We start from the raw sequence: 21,903 nt of genomic DNA, 5'->3' as shown, positions 1-21,903 counted from the left end.
CTAAATCTTATGGGAGCCTACGAGGCGCGCGACCTCGACCATCGCCGACGTGATCTGCGCGATCTCGGCGGGCGAGCAGATGTACGGCGGCATCGCGTAGATCAGGTTGCGGAACGGGCGTAGCCAGATGCCGCGGTCCAGTGCCTCCGGAGTGGCAACAGCCAGATCGACGGGTCGATCGCACTCGATCACGCCAATGGCGCCACACACCCGCACATCGGTGACGGCGGGCAACGCCCGGGCGGCTTCCAGGCCGGCGGTCAGTCCGGCGGTGATCTCGGCGATCCGCGACCGCCAATCCTGGCCAAGCAGCAGCTCGACGCTGGCCACCGATACCGCGCAGGCCAGCGGGTTGGCCATGAACGTGGGACCGTGCATCAGCGCACCGGCCTCACCGGCGCTGATGGTGTGCGCGATCTCGGTTGTGCACAAGGTGGCGGCCAAGCTGAGGTATCCGCCGGTCAGCGCCTTGCCGATACACATGATGTCCGGGCTCACCCCGGCATGGTCGGCGGCGAACAGCTCCCCGGTGCGGCCGAAGCCGGTTGCGATCTCGTCGAAGACAAGCAACACCTCGTGGCGACGGCAGATGTCGCGCAGGTCGGCCAGATAGCGCGGATCGTGGAACCGCATGCCGCCTGCGCCCTGCACGACCGGCTCGACAACCACCGCGGCCAGCTCGGCTGTGTGCTGCGCGAGTTGCTGTTCGAACACGGCACTGTAGCCAGGTTGGTAGTCGCGTGGTACCTGTGGCGCGAACACCTGCCGCGCCAAAATATCGGTCCACAGCGAATGCATGCCGCCGTCGGGGTCGCAAATGCTCATCGGCATGAAGGTGTCGCCGTGATAGCCGCCGCGCCAGGTCATCAGCCGGTGTTTGCCGGGGCGGCCGCGGCTGCGCCAGTACTGCAGCGCCATCTTCACTGCGACCTCCACCGACACCGAACCGGAGTCGCTGAAGAACACCGTCTCCAAACCCGCCGGGGTGATCTCCACCAGCAGCTTGGCCAGCCGGGCTGCCGGCTCGTGGGTCAGACCGCCGAACATGACGTGGTTCATGGTGCGCAGTTGGTTGGCCAGCGCCGCGTCCAGGTCGGGGTGGCCGTGCCCGTGGATCGCCGTCCACCAGGAGCTCATTGCGTCGAGCACCTCGACCGGCGTGCCGTCGCGCATCAGCGTCAGCCAGGCGCCGCGGGCCGCGACCGCCACCACAGGTTGGACGGCTGCACTGCCGATGGTGCTGTAGGGATGCCATAGATGGGCGGCGTCGATCGCGCTGATCTGCTCGGGCGTGAGCCCAGGACGCAACATGGGGACCGACACTAGTGCAGGCCGCGCAGCCCGAGCAGTGCCACGCATATCGCGTGGGTCGCGCAATCGCCAACTATCGGGGAGCATTAAGCGCCATGGCTTCGCCGAATCAGCACGATGAAAGCCCGGACGCGGAATCCCCGCCGTTAGCCGACGACTCCGGCGATCGGGCGCCACAAGTACTCAAGCTGCGGATCGCACCTTGGGACGTGGTCTGCACCGCCGCGATCTTGGGGGTGTTGCTCATCTTGGTGTCGATGACCAGCTGGCCTACGCGACTCTTCGGCTTCACCGAAAACGTGTGCCTGGCGGAGGATTGCCCACCGGTGCCATACGGCATCAATTACTACATCTACCCGGTGATGTGGGGTGGCATCGGCGCGGCCATATCCGCTGCGGTAATCGGCCCGTTCGTGTCCATGTTGAAGGGCTGGTACATGTCGTTCTGGCCGATCATCGCGATCGGCGTCATCACCGTTACCTCTGTGCTGGGCTATGCAATGACCGGCTTCAGTGAGCGGTACTGGCACTGACGCCGGTGTCTGACTGATCACGCGGCCGCAACGCCGGTGAGACCCAAATCACAACTGCCCATACAAGATTGAGCGCGCCAGTCACCGTCCGGTCACGGTCCGACAAAGGTTGCTTCGTGGCTCTGGCGACTACTAACTTCTGTTGTCAAAGTGTCTGTAGTGACTGGTGTGAATACAGCGGGTTAGACCGGCTGGTTCACTTCCCAAGCGTCATGCAGCGGCGCTAGGCCCGACGCGGCGGTCATCGCGCCGAAGCACACAGGATCGTAAGAGGGCCCACAAGTGGGCCGAGGAGGTTGGAATCCCCATGAAACGCATCTACGCCCTCGCGCTCGGTGTGGCTATCACGGTTGCACCGATGGCGGCCGTCCCGAGCATCGCCGTCGCGGATCCCGCCACCAGGCCGATGGACTACCAACAGGCCACCGACACCGTGGTGGCGCGCGCCCTGTCGCAACGCGGCGTGCCGTTCTCCTGGGCCGGCGGCGGCGTCACGGGCCCCACTCGCGGTACCGGCACGGGCATCAACACGGTCGGATTTGACGCCTCAGGCCTGATCCAGTACGCCTATGCCGGCGCCGGGCTCAAGCTGCCGCGTTCGTCCGGCCAGATGTACAAGGTCGGCCAACGGGTCCTACCGCAGCAAGCACGCAAGGGCGACCTGATCTTCTACGGCCCCGAGGGCACGCAGAGCGTCGCGATGTACCTCGGAAACGGGCAGATGGTGGAGGTGGGCGACGTCGTCCAGGTCTCGCCGGTGCGCAGCAACGGGATGGCGCCCTACCTGGTTCGGATTCTCGGGACGCAGCCGGCATCAGTGCAACCGGCGCCGGCGCAGACCCTGCCCCTGCAACCGGCGCCGGCACAGACCCTGCCCGCCCAACCGGCACCAGCGCAGCAGGTGCCCCTGCAGACTTTGCCGGGTCAACCGGCGCTGGCGCAGCAGGCGCCCGTGCAACAGGCGCCGGTGCAGACTCTGCCCGGCCAACCGGCACCGGCGCAGCAGGCACCCGTGCAGCAGGCGCCGGTGCAGGCGGCACCCACGCAACTGACCCCGGTACAGCAGGCGCCATTGCAGCCGACTGTCGTCGCGCCCACGCGGTAATTCCGTAGCCCCCCTACACCCGCCACTCGCTCCCTCGCTGACAGCGCTGCTGCTCACGGTAGGGAAACGGGCGGCGGGTTTGGGTAGATTGGCTGTCGATCATGATCAGCCTGTCACCGCCTCCCGCACCGGTTGCCACCGCGGCACCGCTCACCTCGACCCGAACGACCGGTTTCTATCGCTACGACCTCGACGGCTTGCGCGGCATCGCGATCGCGCTGGTGGCCGTGTTCCACGTGTGGTTCGGCCGGGTTTCCGGCGGGGTGGACGTCTTCTTGGCGCTGTCCGGTTTCTTTTTCGGCGGCAAGGTGCTCCGCGCCGCACTCAACGCGTCACTGTCACCGGTCACCGAGGTGGTCCGGCTGGTCCGGCGGCTGCTTCCGGCTCTGGTCGTCGTTCTCGCCGGGTGTGCGCTGCTTACCGTCTTGGTGCAACCGCAAACCCGGTGGGAGACGTTCGCCGACCAGAGCCTGGCCAGCCTGGGCTACTACCAGAACTGGGAACTCGCCAACTCCGCCTCGAATTACCTGCGTGCCAGCGAGGCTGTGAGCCCGTTGCAACACATCTGGTCGATGTCCGTGCAGGGCCAGTTCTATGTCGCTTTCCTGCTTCTCGTCGCCGGCTGCGCATTTCTCTTCAGGCGCCCGCTCGGTACCCGGCTACGCGCCATGTTTGTAGTGTTGCTGGGCGCTCTGACGGTGGCGTCGTTCGGCTACGCGATCGTCGCCCATCAGGCCGACCAGGCAGCTGCCTATTACAACAGCTTTGCGCGAGCGTGGGAGTTGTTGCTCGGAGCGCTCGTCGGCGCGCTGGTGCCCTACATCCGCTGGCCGATGTGGCTGCGCACCATCGTTGCCACCGTCGCGCTGACAGCGATTCTGTCGTGTGGCGCGCTGATCGACGGTGTCAAAGAGTTCCCCGGCCCATGGGCGCTGGTACCCGTCGGAGCCACGATGCTGATGATCCTGGCCGGCGCCAACCTGCAAGGCCGCCCCGATACCAGCGATCGGATGCCGCTGCCCAATCGACTGCTGGGAGTCGGCCCGCTGGTGACCCTGGGTGGGATGGCATATTCCCTATACCTGTGGCACTGGCCACTGCTCATCTTCTGGCTCTCCTACACCGGCCATCGCCGCGCCAACTTTGTCGAGGGCACGGCGGTTTTGCTGGCGTCTGGGTTGCTGGCTTACCTGACCATGCGCCACGTCGAGGACCCATTGCGGTACCGCGCATCCGCCGCCGAATCAACCGCGACGGCCACAGCGGTTCCCTGGCGGTTACGGCTGCGACGCCCGACAATCGCGCTGGGATCGCTGGTGGCGCTGCTGGGCGTCACCCTCACCGCGACCTCGTTCACCTGGCATGAGCACGTCATTGTCGCGCGGGCTTCGGGCAAAGAGCTGAGTGGACTCAGCTCGCTGGACTATCCCGGCGCGCGCGCCCTGACTGACCACGTGCGAGTGCCCAAGCTGCGGATGCGGCCCACCGTGCTGGAAGTCAAGGAGGACCTACCCGCGTCGACCAGGGACGGCTGCATCAGCGATTTCTTCAACCCGGCGGTCGTGAACTGCACATACGGCGATACGGATGCTCCGCGCACCATCGCACTGGCCGGCGGATCGCACGCCGAACACTGGCTGACCGCGCTGGACCTGCTCGGTCGTATGCACCACTTCAAGGTGGTGACATACCTCAAGATGGGCTGCGCGCTGTCCACCGAGCAAGTGCCGCTGATCATGGGCAACAACGCCCCCTATCCGCAGTGCCGCGAATGGGTGGAAACGACGATGGCCAAGTTGGTCACCGACCGTCCCGACTACGTGTTCACCACGTCGACGCGGCCGTGGAACATCAAGTCGGGCGACGTGATGCCCGCAACTTACATTGGGATCTGGCAAACGTTGTCCGACAACAATATTCCGATCCTGGGCATTCGAGACACCCCATGGTTGGTCAGAGACGGCCAACCGTTCAACCCCGCTGATTGTCTGGCCAAGGGCGGCAACGCGGACTCCTGCGGGATCAAGCGGTCCGACGTATTGTCCGATCACAATACGACCCTGGATTTCGTCGCGCAGTTCCCGCTCCTCAAGCCGCTGGACATGTCCGACGCGATATGCCGACCCCACATCTGCCGGGCGGTCGAAGGAAACGTCCTGATCTACCGCGATGCTCACCACCTGACCCCCACCTACATGCGGACCATGGCCCCTGAGCTCGGCCGGCAAATCGGGGCGAGCACCGGTTGGTGGTGACGCGCTGTCGTGTCGGGCGCGGATAAGGTCGAGTAATGGCTGGGACCGAAAGTGGGACCGAGGAATCGTTTGACAGCGCCGATACCTCCCCCTCGCTGGCCACGGTATGGCCGGGGACACCGTTTCCCCTCGGGGCGACGTATGACGGGGCGGGCACCAACTTTTCGCTGTTCTCCGAAGTCGCCGAGAAGGTCGAGCTGTGCTTGATCGCCCGCGACGGTACCGAAAGCCGGATCAATCTCGACGAAGTCGACGGCTACCTCTGGCATTGCTACCTGCCGGCCGTTACACCCGGGCAGCGCTACGGATTTCGCGTGCACGGACCGTTCGATCCGAACGCGGGTCATCGGTGTGATCCGAGCAAGCTGTTGCTCGATCCGTACGGGAAGTCGTTCGTCGGCGATTTCAAGTTCGGGCAGGCGCTGTTCTCCTACGACATGGCGGTCGCGGCGCAGAACCCGTCGGAAACCGGCACTCCGCCGATGGTCGACTCGCTCGGTCACACCATGACCAGCGTCGTGATCAACCCGTTCTTCGACTGGGCATCCGACCGCGCGCCCGGCACGCCGTACCACGAAACCATCATTTACGAGGCGCACGTCAAGGGCATGACCCAGACGCATCCTGGCATCCCACAGGAATTGCGCGGCACCTATGCGGGGCTGGCCCACCCGGTGATCATCGATCATCTCAAGTCGCTGAACGTGACCGCCATCGAGCTGATGCCGGTCCACCAATTCCTGCACGACCACCGGCTGCTGGATCTAGGGCTGCGGAATTATTGGGGCTACAACACATTCGGCTTCCTGGCACCGCACTACCAGTACGCGGCGACCCGAAAGCCGGGCGGCGCGGTTGCCGAGTTCAAGGCGATGGTCCGCACCTTCCATGAGGCGGGCATCGAGGTGATTCTCGACGTGGTCTACAACCACACCGCCGAAGGCAATCACCTGGGTCCCACCATCAACTTCCGGGGCATCGACAACGCCGCCTACTATCGGCTCGTCGACGGCGACCTGCGCCACTACAAGGATTTCACCGGCACCGGTAACAGCCTCAACGTCCGCCATCCGCACACCCTGCAATTGATCATGGACTCGCTGCGTTACTGGGTGCTCGAAATGCACGTCGACGGCTTCCGCTTCGACCTGGCGGCCACGCTCGCCCGCGAGTTCTACGAGGTCGACCGGCTGTCGTCGTTTTTCGACATGGTGCAGCAAGACCCGGTCGTCAGCCAGGTCAAGTTGATCGCCGAGCCATGGGATCTGGGCGAAGGCGGCTATCAGGTGGGCAATTTTCCAGGTTTGTGGACCGAATGGAACGGGAAGTACCGCGACACCGTGCGCGATTACTGGCGGGGCGAACCCGCGACGCTGGGCGAGTTCGCGTCGCGGCTGACCGGGTCGTCGGACCTCTACGAGGCGACCGGGCGCCGCCCCGGCGCCAGCATCAATTTCGTCACTGCACACGACGGCTTCACGCTCAACGACCTGGTCTCCTACAACGAAAAGCACAACGAGGCCAATGGCGAGGACAACAGGGACGGCGAGAGCCACAACCGATCCTGGAACTGCGGGGTCGAAGGCCCCACCGACGATCCGGAGGTCCTCGCATTGCGCAGCCAACAGATGCGCAACATCATGGCCACCCTGATGGTCAGCCAGGGCACACCGATGTTCTTGCATGGCGACGAGATCGGACGCACCCAACAGGGCAACAACAATGTGTACTGCCAAGATTCGGCATTGTCCTGGATGGATTGGTCGTTGGTCGAGAAGAACGCCGATCAGTTGGCCTTTGCCCGGAAGGTGACCCGGTTGCGTCGGAAGCATCCGGTGTTTCGTCGCCGCCGGTTCCTGAAGGGCCAGCCGATCCGCAGCGGTGCCGAAGTCCGTGACATCGCCTGGCTGACACCGGCCGGTCAGGAGATGACCGCCCAAGATTGGGACAACGACTTCGGCAAGAGCATTGCGGTGTTTCTCAACGGCCAAGCCCTGCCCGAACCTGACCGGCGCGGCGAACGCATTGTCGATGACTCATTCCTGCTGTGCTTCAACGCCCATGACCATGAGGTCAACTTCGTCATGCCGCACGATGACTACGCCAGAGAGTGGACCGTGGAACTGGACACCACCAGCCCCACCGGTGTCGCGGAACGAGTTGTCAAGGACGGCGAGGAGATTGCATTGCCGGCGCGATCCGTTCTCATTTTGCGTAAGACCTTGTGACACATGTCTTTTCCGGTTCTATCGACCTACCGGTTGCAACTGCGCGGTGCGTCGAGCGGACTCGGGTTCACCTTCGCCGACGCCGAGAACCTGCTGGACTACCTTGACGACCTCGGGGTGTCACATCTGTACCTGTCCCCCATCCTGACCGCGGTCGGCGGATCGACGCACGGTTATGACGTCACCGACCCGGCGACGGTGTCGGCGGAGCTTGGCGGTCCCGCCGGCCTTGCGCGGCTGTCGCTGGCCGCACGGGCGCGCGGTATGGGGCTAATCGTCGACATCGTGCCCAACCACGTCGGGATCGACAAACCCGAACAGAACCCATGGTGGTGGGACGTCTTGCGGCATGGACGGTCGTCGCACTACGCCACCTTCTTCGATATCGACTGGGATCTTGCCGATGGCCGGATTGTGTTGCCGGTGCTGGGTTCTGACGAGGACGTCGCCGATCTGACGGTGGACGGCGATCGGCTGCGGCTGGGTGAGCTGGCGTTTCCGATCGCGCCCGGAACCGGTGCGGGCACCGGACCGGAAGTTCATGACCGCCAGCATTATCGGCTGGTGGGCTGGCGGCGCGGACTGTGTGGCTATCGCCGCTTCTTCTCGATCACCTCGCTGGCCGCACTGCGCCAGGAAGACCGGATAGTGTTTGACGCCAGCCACGCCGAAGTCGCGCGCTGGTTCACCGAGGGCCTCGTGGACGGGGTACGGATCGACCACCTCGACGGATTGTCCGACCCGCCAGGGTATTTGGTGTGGTTGCGGGAGTTGGTAGGCCCGCACGCCTGGATCGTGATCGAGAAAATCCTGGCGGTCGACGAGGCGTTGGAGCCGACGCTGCCGGTGGCCGGCACGACTGGCTACGATGTGCTGCGCGAAGTCGGCGGCATCTTCGTCGACCCGAGCGGGGAAGCGGCGCTGACGGCGCTGGTCGAATCCGCGGGCGTGGACTATCGCGCGATGCCGGCGATATTGGCTGACCTCAAGACCCGGGCCGCTACCGACACTCTGGCCAGTGAGCTGGGTAGGCTGCGTCGGTCCGTCGCGGCGGCGGCCGGGCGCGACGATTCGCTGCTGCCCGAGGCGATCGCCGCACTGCTCACCCATATTGGGGTTTACCGCTGTGACTACCCCGGTCTGGCGGCGATCCTTCCCCGCGCATTGGCTGAAACCCAAATGGCGACACCAGAATTCGGGCCAGCGTTGCGGGTACTCGCCGCCGCTTTGGCCCGCGGCGGCGACCCGGCCACCCGTCTGCAACAACTGTGTGGAGCGGTGACCGCCAAGGCCGTGGAGGACTGCATGTTCTACCGCGACGCCCGGCTGGTGTCACTCAACGAGGTGGGTGGCGAACCGCACCGGTTTGGCGTCGGCGCCGCGGAGTTTCATAACCGGGCCGCCGCCCGGGCCCGGTTATGGCCGCAGGCAATGACGACGCTGTCCAGTCACGACACCAAACGCGGTGAGGACGTGCGCGCCCGCATCGGCGTGCTGTCGCAGGTGCCGTCGCTGTGGACGGAGTTCGTCGCCCGTTGGGAGACGCAGGCCCCCTCCCCCGATCCCGCAACGGGATTGTTCCTGTGGCAGAACATTTTCGGGGTGTGGCCGGTGAGTGGCGAGATCAGCGACCAGCTGCGCCGCCGGCTGCACGCCTACGCGGAGAAGGCCATCCGGGAAGCAGCGTGGCACACGTCGTGGATCGACCCGGATACCACTTTCGAGGATTCGGTGCACCGGTGGCTGGATACCGTGCTTGACGGGCCGGCGGCTGGCGCGCTGACCGAACTTGTCACCCAGCTCAACGCTCATGCGACAAGTGATGCGCTGGGCCAGAAGCTTCTCGCCCTGACCGTCCCCGGCATCCCCGACGTCTACCAGGGCACCGAGCTGTGGGACGACAGCCTGGTCGACCCGGACAACCGCCGCGAGGTCGACTACACCGCTCGCCGGGCCGCACTGAAAGGGTTGCAGCACCCCAAGATTCGGGTCGTTACCGCGGCACTTCGACTACGTCGCTCGCGTCCGGACTGCTTCCTGCACGGCGACTACCTTCCGGTGCTCGCGAGCGGGCAGGCCGGTGACCATGTCGTAGCGTTTTGCCGAGGTGACGACGTACTGGTCGCGGTGACGCGCTGGACGGTGCGGCTGGCCGAAACGCGCTGGGGTGACACGGTGGTGCCGCTGCCTGAGGGCTCCTGGACCGACCGGATTACCGGTGCGACGGCAAGTGGTCCGACGTCGGCCGCCAAGTTGTTTGCGGACCTGCCCGTCGTCCTGATGGAGCGCAACCATGCCTGAATTCCGGGTCTGGGCACCCACACCGGAGCTGGTACGGCTCGACGTCGAAGGCGTCGTGCACGCCATGACCCGCTCGGACGACGGCTGGTGGCACGCGACCGTGGACACCGCGCCGGACGCCCGGTACGGCTATGTGCTCGACGGTGATTCCACCGTCTTGCCCGATCCTCGATCAGCGCGCCAACCCGACGGAGTGCACGCACGCTCGCAACTGTGGGACGTCACCGGCGCCCGTTGGACCGACGACCACTGGGATGGCCGGTCCGTCGAAGGCGCGGTGATCTACGAGCTGCACATCGGTACCTTCACACCGGGCGGCACGTTCGACTCGGCCATCGAAAAGCTGGACTACCTGGTCGATCTCGGCGTTGACTTCGTCGAGCTGATGCCGGTCAACTCGTTCTCCGGCAGCCACGGCTGGGGATACGACGGCGTGCTTTGGTACAGCGTGCACGAGCCTTACGGCGGCCCCGACGGGCTGGTCAGGTTCGTCGACGCGTGCCACGCGCGTGGCTTGGGCGTGCTGATCGATACCGTTTTCAATCATCTGGGCCCGTCGGGCAATTACCTGCCACGGTTCGGGCCCTACCTCTCGTCGGCACGCAACCCGTGGGGTGAAGGGATCAATATCGCCGACGCCGACTCCGACGAGGTCCGGCACTACATCATCGGGTGCGCGCTGCGCTGGATGCGTGACTTTCACGCCGACGGCCTGCGGCTGGACGCCGTGCACGCTCTGGTGGACACCACGGCCGTGCATATCCTCGAAGAGCTCGCCGCCGAGACCGATTGGTTGTCCCAGCAATTGGGACGTCCGCTGGCGTTGATCGCCGAGAGCGACCTCAATGATCCGAGGCTGATCGATTCGCGCGACCGTGGTGGCTACGGGCTCACCGCGCAGTGGGACGACGATATCCATCACGCCATCCATTCCGCGGTATCGGGCGAGCGCCAGGGCTACTACGCCGACTTTGGGTCACTGGCCACCCTGGCACACACGTTGCGCCATGGCTTCTTCCACGCCGGCACCTACTCGTCGTTCCGGCGCAGGCGCCATGGGCGTCCCCTGGACACCTCGGCGATCCCCGCCACCCGGCTAGTGGCCTATACGTGCACCCACGACCAGGTCGGCAACCGCGCGCTCGGGGATCGCCCATCGCAGAATCTGACTAACGGTCAGCTGGCGATCAAAGCCGCACTGGCACTCGGGTCGCCGTACACCACAATGCTTTTCATGGGCGAGGAATGGGGTGCATCGACCCCGTTTCAGTTCTTTAGCTCGCATCCCGAACCCGAGCTGGCGCAAGCCACCAGGGACGGCCGCAAAGAGGAGTTCGCCGAGCACGGCTGGGGCGCCGACGAGATACCCGACCCGCAAGACCCGCAGACCTTTGCGCGCTCCAAGTTGGACTGGGACGAGGTCGGCACCGGCGAGCACGCCCGGTTGCATCGTCTGTATCGCGATCTGATTGCCCTGCGGCACAGCGAGCCTGACCTGGCAGACCCCTGGCTGGATCACCTCGTTGTCGATTACGACGAAGAGCAACGCTGGATTGTGGTGCGCCGCAACCGACTCGTGATCGCTTGCAATTTCGGCGCTCGGGAGACCAGTGTGCCGGTCAGCGGCCAGCTGGTCTTGGCCTGGGATTCACCGAACATCGCAGCCACAGCTACCCAGCTACCGCCGCATTCGTTCGCCGCGCTTCGTTTGCGCGAGCGGACGTAAAAGCCCCCAAAACCATGCGGTTTTGGGCGCTTTTACGTCTGCTCGCGCCGCGAACTTACACGCTGCGACGGCCGGTACCGTGTACGGCCTCGGCAACGGCGTCGGCGAGCGGATCGATCTCGTCGCTGGCCAGATCAGCGATGGTGATCCGCATTCCCGGTGACGTGACGATCCGGAACCGCGTTCCCGGCGCCGCGGCCCAGCCAGCGTTGAGCAACCGGGTGATGGCGGCCGCCTCGTCGACAACCGGGATCCAGACGTTGAGCCCCGACCGACCGTGGGCGGCGACGCCACGATCGGACAGCGCCGCACACAACTGCGACCGGTTGCTCGCGTAGCGCTCCTCGGCCGCGAGGACAAGGCGCGTCGCCGCGTCGTCGGACCACAAGCTGACAGCGAGGTCTTGCAGCAGGCGGCTCACCCAGCCCGGCCCAAGCCGCAGCCGTCCGTGCACCCGCTCAATGGTGCGGCGATCTCCAGCCAGGACGGCGAGCCGCAGGTCAGGGCCGTAGGCCTTCGACGCCGACCGGACGAATGCCCACCGGCGCGTGGACCCGGCCAACGAGTGCAGTGGCGTGCCGGCGATGCCGGCGCAGTGGTCGTCCTCGACGACCAGCAGGTCGCTGGACCGGCCCGCCAACAGGCTGCGCAGTGCGCCGGCGCGATCCGCGGACAACGCTGCCCCGGTCGGGTTCTGCGCACGACTGGTGACGACAACCGCCCGCACACCGCGGCGCAGCGCCCGGGCCATCTCCAGAATCAATGGCCCATCGTCGTCGACCCGAACCGGCTCGGCCGAAAGCCCCAGTGCCGCAAGAAGATCTAACAAATTTGCCCAGCCCGGATCCTCGACGGCTACCCGGTCACCCGGACGCAGGTATGCGGTGAGCACCCGCTCGATGCCATCGAGTGCGCCGCTGGTCACCGTGAGGTGATCTGCCCCGACGCCGTCGGCGGTCAGGGTTGCGCGGGCGAACTCGGCAAGCTCGGCCGACACCGCCGACTCGCCGTACAGCACGGGCGTGTGGGAACCGGCAGGCAATCTCAGGTCGGCAATGGGTAGCAGCGCAGGGTTGGGGTTACCAGTCGACAGATCGCGCGCACCTGCGGGGACGCCAAGGCCGAGCAGGGATCGGGGCGTGGTCGCGGGCCGATCGCGCACGCGGGTCCCGCGCCGTCCCGCAGTTTCGACGGCCCCGCGATCGCGGAGCAGGCGGTAAGCGGCGGCAACGGTATTGACATTCACGCCGACTTGCGCTGCGACTTCGCGGATCGGCGGAAGGGTGTCGCCGGGCGCCAACCGGCCCGCAGAGATGGCCTCCTCGATGCTGCCCGCGATCGACTCCGCGCCCTTTCCTGAAATCCTGTATTGTACTGGCACAGTGAATATTATGTACTAGTACAATATGCAAGGCAACCAAATTGGATACCGCATATCGCCCGACGACACGAACGACCCCGACCCGCTACCGTGAACGCGCGCACTACGACCGCGAGACGGTGCATCGCATCCTCGACGAGGCGCTGATCTGTCACCTCGGCTATGTCAACGCCGGCAGACCGGTGGTCCTGCCGACGACGCACGCCCGCTTCGGTGAAGTCCTGTACATCCACGGCTCGACCGGCAGCGGCCCCATGCTCGCCGCGAAACCATCCGGCCTGTCGGTCTGCTTGACGGCCACCCTTGTCGACGGGCTGGTGCTGGCCAGGGCGGCGATGCACCATTCGCTGAATTACCGCTCCGTCGTCGTGGTGGGCACCGCGCGCTTGGTCGCGGATCCTGCCGAGAAGCGACGGGCTCTCGGCGCCCTGCTCGACCACATCCGATCCGGGCGCGCAGCCGACTGCCGGTCCCCGAACGCGCGTGAGCTCGCCGCGACGGCGGTGCTCGCGCTGGACCTCGTTGAGGTGTCGGCCAAGGTGCGCAGCGGCGGCCCGGTCGACGATCCGGAAGACAGCGCATTGCCATATTGGGCGGGCGTGGTACCGCTGCGCCTGACGTCGGGAACTCCGCAGCCGGCCGGCGATCTCGACCCCGCTACCCCGTTGCCGGCATACCTTGCCGCAGCCGTCGAGCGTCGACCTTCGGGCTACAGCAGGTAGCGATAGGCCGGGGAACCGGGCTCGAGGGTCTCGACGTGAAGCTCAGTCGCCCGCATCCGGGTCAACAGGCCATCCAGGTCCGCGGCCGACCCCAGCTCGATGCCCACCAGCGCCTCACCGGTCTCGCGGTTGTTGCGCTTGACGTATTCGAACAAGGTGATGTCGTCATTGGGACCAAGCACTTCGTCGAGGAAACGGCGCAGCGCTCCGGGCTCCTGGGGAAAGTCCACTAGGAAGTAGTGCTTGAGGCCCAGGTGGACCAGCGAGCGCTCGAGCACCTCGCCATAGCGGGACACGTCGTTGTTGCCACCCGAGATCAGGCAGACCACGGTGGACCCCGGCTCGACGTCGGCTTCCAAAAGTCCGGCGACCGACAGCGCGCCCGCCGGTTCGGCAATGATCCCCTCGTTCTGGTAGAGGTCGAGCATCGCGGTGCACACCGCACCCTCGTCGACGGTGGTGATCGACACCATGTCGCCGGCGGCCGCGAGGGCGGCATACGTCAGCGTGCCCGCCCGGTTCACCGCGGCGCCGTCGACGAACTGGTCGACATGGTCCAGCGTCACCGGCTCACCAGCCGCCAAGGCGGCCATCATCGCGGCAGCACCAGCGGGTTCGATGCCTAGCACAGCGGTGTTGGTGGTCCGCTCGGCCAGGTATGTGGTGATCCCGGCGATGCAGCCGCCGCCACCCACGGGGACCACCACCAGGTCGGGCTCTCCACCGAGCGCGTCCAGGATCTCGACGGCAATAGTGCCCTGGCCGGCAATGGTGCGCAGGTCGTCGTACGGCGGTACCAACGTGGCGCCGGTCCGTCGCACATCCGCGAGTGCCGCCTCGGCGGCGAGATCGTAGGTGGAACCGCCCACGATCAGTTCGATGAACTCCCCGCCGTGGTAGCGAATCCGGTCACGCTTTTGTTTGGGCGTCTTGGCCGGCACATAGACGCGGCCGTGCACACCCAGTGACCGGCACGCGTACGCGAACCCCTGCGCATGATTGCCGGCGGAGGAGCACACCACGCCGTTGGCCAGCTCCTCATCGGACAGCTGCACCAGCAGGTTGTAGGCCCCACGCAGCTTGTAGGACCGCACCGTCTGCAGATCTTCGCGCTTGAGGTAAACGTTCGCACCGGTGATCACCGACAATCGATCGCTCAGCTGCAATGGCGTGGAAGTGGCAACCGGGGCGATCCGCTTCGCGGCACTGTCAATGTCCGCCGCGCACAGCGGTAGAGTCATCGGGCCACCGGGGCTCTGGCTCAGTTCAGCGGACACCGATCAATGGTGCCATGTCGCCCAACTGGCGGGTCAGCTCACCGGGGTCAGCACGAAAACCGGAATCTGGCGGTCGGTCTTCTTCTGGTATTCGGCGTAGTCCGGCCAGACCTCGACCGCCCGCGCCCACCACGTGGCCTTCTCGTCGCCGAACACCTCGCGGGCGTGGTAATCGCCGGCCACGGTTCCGTCCTGCAGCTCGACCCGCGGGTTCTTCACCACGTTGTGGTACCAGACCGGGTTCTTGGGAGCGCCGCCGAGCGAGGCAACGATTGCGTAGTCGCCGTTGTGCTCGATTCGCATCAGCGGCGTCCTGCGGAGTTTGCCGGTCTTGGCTCCGACGGTGGTCAGCAGGATGACGGGCTTGCCCTGCAGATCCGTGCCTTGGGTTCCGCCGGATTCCAGGTACTTGTCGGCTTGTTCGCGGGACCAGTCGAGCGGGCTGGGTGCATATTCACCAGAAAGAGGCATGCCAACCACCCTATGCCCAATACGACCGCGGCCCGAACCACTAACCGGCTCACGCGGTGAGCAAGACCCAACTCGCCGCCGCAGATCCCAATACGGCTGTGCCGTAACAGCACGGGGCGATCACGCGGTCGAACCCGCCCAATTGCAACCCGTGCTCGAGCACGAACCGGAAGCGGTGCGCCCAATGGAACATGGCCAGTACGCTAACGCCCAGAAGAACAAGCTTGGTCAACGGATTTCGCACAATTGACAGCAGCTGCGTATGGTCCGGCGCCTCGAGCCACCCGAGCGGAAACGCCAATCCGAATATGAACAGCAGGACCGGCAGGACGAGAGCGGCGGCCATGCCTCCTGAGCTGAACAGCAGCCACAAGACGGGCTCGGGTGACCGTCGACGGGGTGCGGTCGTGCTCACGACATCACCACCCAGGCGACGACCACCGACACGACCAGCCACGCCGCATAATGGCCCGCAAGAATTGCGGGGGCGGCAACGCGGTTTCCCCGGATGTGAACCACAATCGCGCGCGGCGCCAGAGCGAACCAGGTAACCGCGTGTAGCAGAAGGAAAATCAATGCGACGACGTTCAGCGAAACCACCAGTGGATTAGCGCTGAAGTCCAGGAAACGAAGGTATGAATCCCGTCCGGCGCCAACGGCATTCACCAGCAACAACACATACACGACACACCAGGCCACGGCAACGCAACTGATCTCGCGAAGCATGAACGAGAGGTAAGAGCGCCGCTTCAGCCACCAAAGCCTGGGCATCGGCTGACGATACGCGCGGACCGGCTCGCGAGAAACGCTTGTCATCGCGCGCCCTTCGGGAGCAGCAGTTTCTTCACCGAATCCATTGCCGCGCTGAGCTTGTAGCGCTGTATCGCACCTGCCGGATCGACACCCTTTGGACAAGCCGTCGAGCATTCCCCGACGAACGTGCACGCCCATGCGCCGTCGGCCGCGGCCAGCACGTCACTGCGATCGGCCGCACCTTCGTCGCGCGAATCCAGGTTGTAGCGCTGTCCCAGGGCGATCGCCGCGGGACCGAGGAAGTCTGGGTCCAGCGCATACACCGGGCATGCCGAGTAGCACAACATACAGTTGATGCACAAGCTGAACTGTTTGAATTCGTCCAATTCCGTTGGGGTCTGCAGATATTCGCCATCCTCGGGGGGCGGCTCAGCATCCCGGATGATCCACGGCTTGACTCTGGGTAGCTTGTCCATGAAGTCACCGATGTCGACGACGAGATCGCGGATCACCGGGAAGTTTCGCATCGGCTCGACTCGCACCGGTCCCGGCAGATAGTCGACGAGGAACGTCGCACACGCCAGTTTCGGGTCGCCATTGATCGTCATGCCTGAGCTGCCGCATATTCCCATCCGGCACGACCACCGGAAGGTCAGTGTTCCGTCGATGTGGTCCTTGATGTAGTTCAGGCCGTCCAGGATGGCCCATTCGCGGGCGAAGGGAACTTCGTAAACCTCCAGCACAGGGGCGGATTCGATCTCCGGTCGATACCTGGCGACCTCCATGACTATTCGTTCCGCCATCGCTACCTCCCATACACCCGTTCGCCCGGAGGCCAGCGCGTGATCGTGACCGGAAGGTAGTCGACTCGCGCGCTTCCGTCGGGTTCTCGATGAACCAGTGTGTGCGCCAAGAAATGTTCGTCGTCACGGTTGGGGAAGTCGGTTCGCTGGTGTGCGCCGCGAGATTCTTCGCGGCGCAAGGCAGATTCGATGATCGTCTGAGCTACATCGAGCATCCCCGACAACTCGAGCAGCGCCAGCAGCTCGGTATTGAACGTGTGGCTGTGATCGTCGATGCCCACCTTCGCGAATCGTTCTTGCAGCACCCGGATCTGGTCGACCGCCTTGGTGAGGGTGGGCCCGTCTCGATAGATTCCGGCGGCCGTTTCCAAGGTGTCCCGCATGTCCGACCGAATATCGGCGATTCGGTCGCTGCCGTCGGCGTGGCGACTCAGCTCACGCTCCAGTCGCAGCGCCTCCGTGCGTGCCTGTGCCTGCACGGCGGGCGAAGCCCCACGGGTCGTCCCCGCATGCTCGGCGGCAAACTCCGCCGCGGCGCGGCCCGCTCGGGCTCCGAACACCAGGCACTCCGGCAACGAATTGGAGCCCAACCTGTTGGCGCCATTGATGCTCACGCATGCCGTTTCGCCTGCCGCGTATAGCCCCGGAACTGTTGTGGCGCCGTCGATATCCGTGTGAATGCCACCCATCATGTAGTGCACCACGGGTTGCACCGGGATCAATTCGGTAACCGGGTCGATGTGCTGGTAGTCGCGGCACAGCTCACGAATGAACGGCAACTTTTCGTCGATCAAGGCGGCACCGAGGTGCCGGATGTCGAGGTAGACGACGGGACCGTACGGGGTGTCGACGGTCCGTCCCTTCTCGTGCTCGTGGACGAAGGCCTGAGACACCCGGTCGCGGGGACCGAGCTCCATGCTGCGCAGCTTCGGCTCGGGTGTGGGTTTGCCCAGGTCGTAATCCTGCAGGTAGCGATAGCCGTCTTTGTTGAGTAGCCAGCCGCCTTCTGCTCGTGCGGCCTCAGTGATCAAGATTCCGGTGAACGGCAGACCGGTGGGGTGGTACTGGACGAACTCCATGTCCTTCAGCGGCGCGCCGGCACGATACGCCAGAGCCATTCCATCGCCGGTCTTGATGTTCGCGTTGGTGGTGAAGGGAAACACCCGCCCGCATCCGCCGGTGCATACGATCACCGCGTCGGCGAGGATCGTCTCGATACGTCCGGTCGCCAGCTCGATAGCGACAACGCCACATATCCTGCCCTCGTCGACGAGCAGGGTCGTGGCGAACCACTCGTCGTAACGCACGATGTCCGGGTACCCGAGGAGGCGCTGAAACAGCGTGTGTAGCAGGTGAAATCCGGTCTTGTCAGCGGCGAACCAGGTGCGTTGCTTCTGCATCCCGCCGAATGCGCGAACGGCGATGCGCCCGTCCGGCCTACGGCTCCACGGACAGCCCCAATGCTCGAGCTGGATCAACTCCCGCTGCGCCTCGGCGACGAACACCTCGACCGCATCTTGGTCGCACAGCCAGTCACTACCGGATATGGTGTCGTGCGCGTGTTCGTCCAGGCTGTCGTCCTCGCCCGCCACGGCAGCCGCGCCGCCCTCTGCAGAGACGGTGTGGCTGCGCATCGGGTACACCTTGGAGACAATCGCCACATTCAATCGCGGATTCGTTTCCGCTATCGCTATTGCCGCACGCAGGCCCGCGCCACCGCCACCGATCACCACTATGTTGTGTGTCGCGGTCATCGCCGTGGCTTACACCTCGAACGACTCGTGTTCGCCGGAGTGCTCGTCCCGCAATATTTTGCCGTCGTGTCGGATCGTTCGTATGCGAGTAGATCCGTCGTGGTACACGTGCCGGATCTCGCGGCACCCGCAGGAGAACGTCAAGTCGTCGTATGAGAGGCCGTCGTCGTCACCCTCGATGTGATGCTCACCATCTGCCATATGTCCGCAGGGCGCCTTTTGCTTCGGGAAGTGCGTCGTGGCCACAATCACCGTCCCGCCTCCTCGATGTTCCGCGAGTGACCGAGATCACATTCAGCGTATGCCCGCCATGACTGCGCGTCTACCGTTCGCCGTTAAACGGGTCACGATCGATCGCCGCGTGGTCCGACCGTCGAGCACGGCACCCAGCACTGCCGTGCCCCGTCGACGGCCTGCCCTGTCGACGGGATCATCGCCTCCTGGCCAGTTCGGCAATCACATTGACGCGCCTTGTCGCCGTCGCGATCTCGTCTGCGAATTCCTGTCGACGTTTGGCAACGTGCCCATGATCAGCGCCTTGAAAATCCGAGACCAGCTCGCGATGCCGGGCTAGGGCGTGTCTCCCGAATATTTGCGTCCTGACTGGTGAGGATTGTCCAGTGACGCGAATGGGTGTGATTTCAGATGAGTTCTGGGCGGTGGTCGAGCCGGTGATGCCGTCGCATGAGGGCAAGCGCGGCAACAGGTTTAGTGATCATCGGCTGATTCTGGAAGGGATTGTCTGGCGGTTTCGCACGGGAAGCCCGTGGCGGGACCTGCCTGCGGAGTTTGGGCCCTGGCAAACGGTGTGGAAGCGCCATCACCGGTGGTCGCTGGATGGCACCTACGACGAGATGTTCGCCCACGTCGCAGCCGCGTGCGGGTCCGGCGCCGAGATGACCGAGGGCATCGAGAAGTTGTTGTCGGTGGATTCGACGAACGTGCGGGCACACCAGCACAGTGCGGGTGCGCGCTCGGACACGCTGCACACAGGGGGCACTGTCGAATTACAAGAAATCCGCCGATGAGCCCGACGATCATGCGATCGGCCGTTCGCGTGGCGGGCTGACCACCAAGATCCACGCTTTGACCGATCAGCGCCAAGCTCCGGTGAGGATCCGATTGACCGCCGGCCAGGCCGGCGACAATCCGCAACTGATGCCCCTGCTCGACGACTATCGCCAGGCATGCGCCGAATACGCCCTGGGCAGCACGGATTTTCGGTTGCTCGCCGACAAGGCCTACTCGCACCCGAGTACCCGTACCGCATTACGGTCTAAGAAGATCAAGCACACCATTCCCGAACGCCAAGATCAGATTGACCGGCGCAAGGCCAAGGGGTCAGCCGGCGGGCGGCCACCGGCTTTCGACGCGACGCTCTACGGGCTGCGCAACACCGTCGAACGCGGCTTCAGCCGGCTCAAGCAGTGGCGCGGAATCGCGACCCGCTACGACAAATACGCCCTGACCTACCTCGGCGGCGTGCTACTGGCCTGCTCCGTCATCCACGCCAGGGTAGGGGCCAACAAATCGGGAGACACGCCCTAGCCGCAGCGCGGTCTTGAACAGTTCCATCGACCTCGACTCGGCGTTGGCGATTCTGCGCTGCAGCTCCCACTGCTTGCCCACCTGTAGACATTCAGCCAGGAACGCATCCTCGTCGAGCTGTTCGTCCTCGAGGGCGGCCAGCCGATCGGCGACGATGTGATACGCGTCGAGGAACGGACGCAACACCAGATGCGCCAGCAGCAGGTCCGCCGATTCCAGCAGCCGCCCCACGTCAGCCGCGCTGGCGGCCTTGGTGGTGTCCGCGACCGGCCCGATCAGGCGCACTTCGTCGGCGAGGTCCTTCTCGAACTGCGCACGTGCGGAGAACAAAAACTCGAATTTCAGCAACTCGCGAAGACGCAGCGCCTCGTCGCGCACCATCGCCGGGGCGACGGTGCCGTCCGCTGATGCTTCACTAGCCGCAAGTAACGCCAGCTCGGCAATGGCGCGATCGACCAGAATGTGGATGGCGGTGTTGCGGTAAAACGCCGCTACCAAATGCCGATCTGCGCCGACGCCCCACACCGCTTCGGTCCCGGCGTCGTAAACGCTGACCACTCCCGAGGCAACCATCTGGTGCAACGTCCACCGAATTGTCGAGCGATTCGTCAGGTCGGCGGCTCCGGCGACTTTCCAGTTCCGCGCGGCGATATAGCTCGCCAAGGGTTGCACCGTGGCCAGCACCTCGCTGATGGACAGCGAGCGGTCCGCTCCCAGCAATGCCAGACTCACCACCGCCGTGGGCGTGACCGGCGTGGCGCGGTTGATCCGATGCTCCACGTCCAACGCGATGCGTTCGATTTCGGTGCCGGTGCCCGACGGGTCGGCGCGCATCTCCTCGAGGCGCTTGCGCAGCGGCAACGGGTCACCGAAATCGAGATAGGCACGGCCCAGCCGTTCACCTTGCTGGCGCGATAGCCGGATCAAGAACCGAAGGTCTTCGGGTCGCTTCACCGCACCGTAGGCCTCGGTGGTCATCGCCTCCACCTCGTGCAGCTGGTCGTAGACGATGGACGTCGGCACCAAATACACCTCGGGCCCATCGATTTCGTCGACCGCGTCGGTGATGTAGCGCAGGATGCCGAACACCGGAGGCCGCAGCTTGCCGGTTCGGGTCCGTCCCCCTTCGATCGACCAGGTGAGATTGACGTGGTTCTGTACCAGCTGCGCGGTGTAGGCCCGCAGCACGAACCGGTAGACCGGAATGTCTTTGGTCTGCCGCCGGATGAAGATCGTGCCGGTGCGCTTGGCGAAGCCGCCCATCGGAAAGAAGTTCAGGTTGGACCCGCCGAACGTCAGCGCCGCCGAGAGGCGGTTGGCCTGGATCACCTCCGGCAGCAACAGGCCGTCCAAGTAGGACCGATGCGAAAAGGCAAAGGCCAGCGTCGCCTTGCGATCCAGCTTGCGCAGCTCCGCGATCTGGTCCTCGTCGACCAGCACGTCGTAGGCTCGCATCAGCCACCGACTGAAGCCACGCCACGCCTGCACCGCTCGCTCGTCCAGCGAAGCCGCTACCTCGCGCAGATATCCCGCGGCCTCCGAATGCACGCTCTGCGGGTCGCGGCCCAGCTCGTCAGCCAGCGCATCCAGCCGCTCGCCAAACCATCGGGCGTTCAACAGCTCGGCGACCTCGTCCGGGTCGGTCGCCAAGGGTGCCGTCGACTCGTCAATAATGCCGGTGCGCTGCAATAACTTTCGCACTCCTACCCGGCCGACCTCGCGTGCAGTCACCGCC

Annotated in this window: 16 protein-coding genes and 3 pseudogenes; 8 read left to right on the top strand and 11 right to left on the bottom strand. The window is 65.0% G+C overall.

Annotated elements, in window-relative coordinates:
• Positions 1–1,311 carry an adenosylmethionine--8-amino-7-oxononanoate transaminase gene (locus tag AADZ78_RS11835; protein ID WP_085251914.1) on the bottom strand — a complete coding sequence of 437 codons (1,311 nt, stop codon included), beginning with the start codon at positions 1,309–1,311 and terminating at the stop codon, positions 1–3.
• Positions 1,312–1,406: 95 nt separating this feature from the next.
• Between AADZ78_RS11835 and AADZ78_RS11830 the strand changes: the two genes are divergently transcribed.
• The 6 genes from AADZ78_RS11830 to treZ all read left to right on the top strand — a co-directional run bounded on the left by AADZ78_RS11830 (position 1,407) and on the right by treZ (position 11,459).
• On the top strand, positions 1,407–1,844 hold the full coding sequence (locus AADZ78_RS11830; RefSeq protein ID WP_085251915.1) for a hypothetical protein: 438 nt from the start codon (positions 1,407–1,409) through the stop codon (positions 1,842–1,844).
• Between the two features lie 307 nt (positions 1,845–2,151).
• Positions 2,152–2,949 (top strand): NlpC/P60 family peptidoglycan-binding protein RipD, encoded by a 798-nt coding sequence (ripD, locus tag AADZ78_RS11825; RefSeq protein WP_085251916.1) that lies wholly within the window; start codon positions 2,152–2,154, stop codon positions 2,947–2,949.
• A gap of 101 nt (positions 2,950–3,050) precedes the next feature.
• Positions 3,051–5,204 (top strand): acyltransferase family protein, encoded by a 2,154-nt coding sequence (locus AADZ78_RS11820; protein ID WP_085251917.1) that lies wholly within the window; start codon positions 3,051–3,053, stop codon positions 5,202–5,204.
• A 35-nt stretch (positions 5,205–5,239) separates the two neighbouring features.
• Positions 5,240–7,432 carry a glycogen debranching protein GlgX gene (glgX, locus tag AADZ78_RS11815; protein ID WP_085251918.1) on the top strand — a complete coding sequence of 731 codons (2,193 nt, stop codon included), beginning with the start codon at positions 5,240–5,242 and terminating at the stop codon, positions 7,430–7,432.
• A 3-nt stretch (positions 7,433–7,435) separates the two neighbouring features.
• Complete coding sequence (gene treY, locus AADZ78_RS11810) at positions 7,436–9,733, top strand: malto-oligosyltrehalose synthase (RefSeq protein ID WP_085251919.1); 2,298 nt, start codon at positions 7,436–7,438, stop codon at positions 9,731–9,733.
• On the top strand, positions 9,726–11,459 hold the full coding sequence (treZ, locus tag AADZ78_RS11805; protein ID WP_085251920.1) for a malto-oligosyltrehalose trehalohydrolase: 1,734 nt from the start codon (positions 9,726–9,728) through the stop codon (positions 11,457–11,459). The genes treY and treZ overlap by 8 nt, the downstream gene beginning before the upstream one ends.
• A gap of 55 nt (positions 11,460–11,514) precedes the next feature.
• Here the strand turns inward: treZ and AADZ78_RS11800 are convergent, their stop codons facing one another.
• On the bottom strand, positions 11,515–12,840 hold the full coding sequence (locus AADZ78_RS11800) for an aminotransferase class I/II-fold pyridoxal phosphate-dependent enzyme (protein ID WP_085251921.1): 1,326 nt from the start codon (positions 12,838–12,840) through the stop codon (positions 11,515–11,517).
• Between the two features lie 41 nt (positions 12,841–12,881).
• Here AADZ78_RS11800 and AADZ78_RS11795 point away from each other — a divergent pair, with 41 nt between their 5' ends.
• Positions 12,882–13,562 (top strand): pyridoxamine 5'-phosphate oxidase family protein, encoded by a 681-nt coding sequence (locus tag AADZ78_RS11795; protein ID WP_085251922.1) that lies wholly within the window; start codon positions 12,882–12,884, stop codon positions 13,560–13,562.
• Here AADZ78_RS11795 and ilvA read toward each other — a convergent pair.
• The 8 genes and pseudogenes from ilvA to AADZ78_RS29030 form a co-directional block, all read right to left on the bottom strand.
• Positions 13,550–14,839 carry a threonine ammonia-lyase gene (gene ilvA / locus AADZ78_RS11790; protein ID WP_085251923.1) on the bottom strand — a complete coding sequence of 430 codons (1,290 nt, stop codon included), beginning with the start codon at positions 14,837–14,839 and terminating at the stop codon, positions 13,550–13,552. The genes AADZ78_RS11795 and ilvA overlap by 13 nt on opposite strands.
• 33 nt (positions 14,840–14,872) lie before the next feature.
• A complete protein-coding gene (locus AADZ78_RS11785) occupies positions 14,873–15,310 on the bottom strand; it encodes a nitroreductase family deazaflavin-dependent oxidoreductase (RefSeq protein ID WP_085251924.1) in 438 nt (145 codons plus the stop codon).
• Positions 15,311–15,359: 49 nt separating this feature from the next.
• The gene (gene frdD / locus AADZ78_RS11780; RefSeq protein WP_085251925.1) at positions 15,360–15,725 is read right to left on the bottom strand and encodes a fumarate reductase subunit FrdD; all 366 of its coding nucleotides are present in this window, start codon (positions 15,723–15,725) and stop codon (positions 15,360–15,362) included.
• Entirely contained in the window at positions 15,722–16,126 is a 405-nt protein-coding gene (locus tag AADZ78_RS11775) for a fumarate reductase subunit C (protein ID WP_085251926.1), read from the bottom strand. The genes frdD and AADZ78_RS11775 overlap by 4 nt, the downstream gene beginning before the upstream one ends.
• Positions 16,123–16,866 carry a succinate dehydrogenase iron-sulfur subunit gene (sdhB, locus tag AADZ78_RS11770; RefSeq protein WP_085251927.1) on the bottom strand — a complete coding sequence of 248 codons (744 nt, stop codon included), beginning with the start codon at positions 16,864–16,866 and terminating at the stop codon, positions 16,123–16,125. Before sdhB ends, AADZ78_RS11775 begins: the two co-directional genes overlap by 4 nt.
• A 2-nt stretch (positions 16,867–16,868) precedes the next feature.
• Entirely contained in the window at positions 16,869–18,620 is a 1,752-nt protein-coding gene (frdA, locus tag AADZ78_RS11765) for a fumarate reductase (quinol) flavoprotein subunit (protein WP_085251928.1), read from the bottom strand.
• A gap of 9 nt (positions 18,621–18,629) precedes the next feature.
• On the bottom strand, positions 18,630–18,872 hold the full coding sequence (locus AADZ78_RS11760) for a hypothetical protein (protein WP_239656296.1): 243 nt from the start codon (positions 18,870–18,872) through the stop codon (positions 18,630–18,632).
• A gap of 178 nt (positions 18,873–19,050) precedes the next feature.
• Positions 19,051–19,194 (bottom strand): annotated as a pseudogene (locus AADZ78_RS29030) (hypothetical protein); the annotation flags it as partial.
• Positions 19,195–19,240: 46 nt separating this feature from the next.
• Between AADZ78_RS29030 and AADZ78_RS11755 the strand changes: the two are divergent.
• A pseudogene (locus AADZ78_RS11755) lies at positions 19,241–20,168 on the top strand (IS5 family transposase).
• Here the strand turns inward: AADZ78_RS11755 and AADZ78_RS11750 are convergent.
• Positions 20,160–21,899 (bottom strand): annotated as a pseudogene (locus AADZ78_RS11750) (lysophospholipid acyltransferase); the annotation flags it as partial. The pseudogenes AADZ78_RS11755 and AADZ78_RS11750 overlap by 9 nt on opposite strands.
• Positions 21,900–21,903: the final 4 nt, after the last annotated feature.

Origin of the sequence: Mycobacterium riyadhense, from assembly GCF_963853645.1 — a bacterium.
Classification (GTDB): domain Bacteria; phylum Actinomycetota; class Actinomycetes; order Mycobacteriales; family Mycobacteriaceae; genus Mycobacterium; species Mycobacterium riyadhense.
This window is presented reverse-complemented; position numbering and strand designations above follow the sequence as displayed.

Excerpts from the sequence above, each read along its gene's own strand:
- treY (WP_085251919.1), top strand. The coding sequence starts at position 7,436 with ATGTCTTTTCCGGTTCTATCGACCTACCGGTTGCAACTGCGCGGTGCG.
- AADZ78_RS11835 (WP_085251914.1), bottom strand. The coding sequence starts at position 1,311 with ATGTTGCGTCCTGGGCTCACGCCCGAGCAGATCAGCGCGATCGACGCC.
- sdhB (WP_085251927.1), bottom strand. The coding sequence starts at position 16,866 with ATGGCGGAACGAATAGTCATGGAGGTCGCCAGGTATCGACCGGAGATC.
- glgX (WP_085251918.1), top strand. The coding sequence starts at position 5,240 with ATGGCTGGGACCGAAAGTGGGACCGAGGAATCGTTTGACAGCGCCGAT.
- frdA (WP_085251928.1), bottom strand. The coding sequence starts at position 18,620 with ATGACCGCGACACACAACATAGTGGTGATCGGTGGCGGTGGCGCGGGC.
- AADZ78_RS11820 (WP_085251917.1), top strand. The coding sequence starts at position 3,051 with ATGATCAGCCTGTCACCGCCTCCCGCACCGGTTGCCACCGCGGCACCG.
- AADZ78_RS11785 (WP_085251924.1), bottom strand. The coding sequence starts at position 15,310 with ATGCCTCTTTCTGGTGAATATGCACCCAGCCCGCTCGACTGGTCCCGC.
- AADZ78_RS11775 (WP_085251926.1), bottom strand. The coding sequence starts at position 16,126 with ATGACAAGCGTTTCTCGCGAGCCGGTCCGCGCGTATCGTCAGCCGATG.
- AADZ78_RS11830 (WP_085251915.1), top strand. The coding sequence starts at position 1,407 with ATGGCTTCGCCGAATCAGCACGATGAAAGCCCGGACGCGGAATCCCCG.
- treZ (WP_085251920.1), top strand. The coding sequence starts at position 9,726 with ATGCCTGAATTCCGGGTCTGGGCACCCACACCGGAGCTGGTACGGCTC.
- ripD (WP_085251916.1), top strand. The coding sequence starts at position 2,152 with ATGAAACGCATCTACGCCCTCGCGCTCGGTGTGGCTATCACGGTTGCA.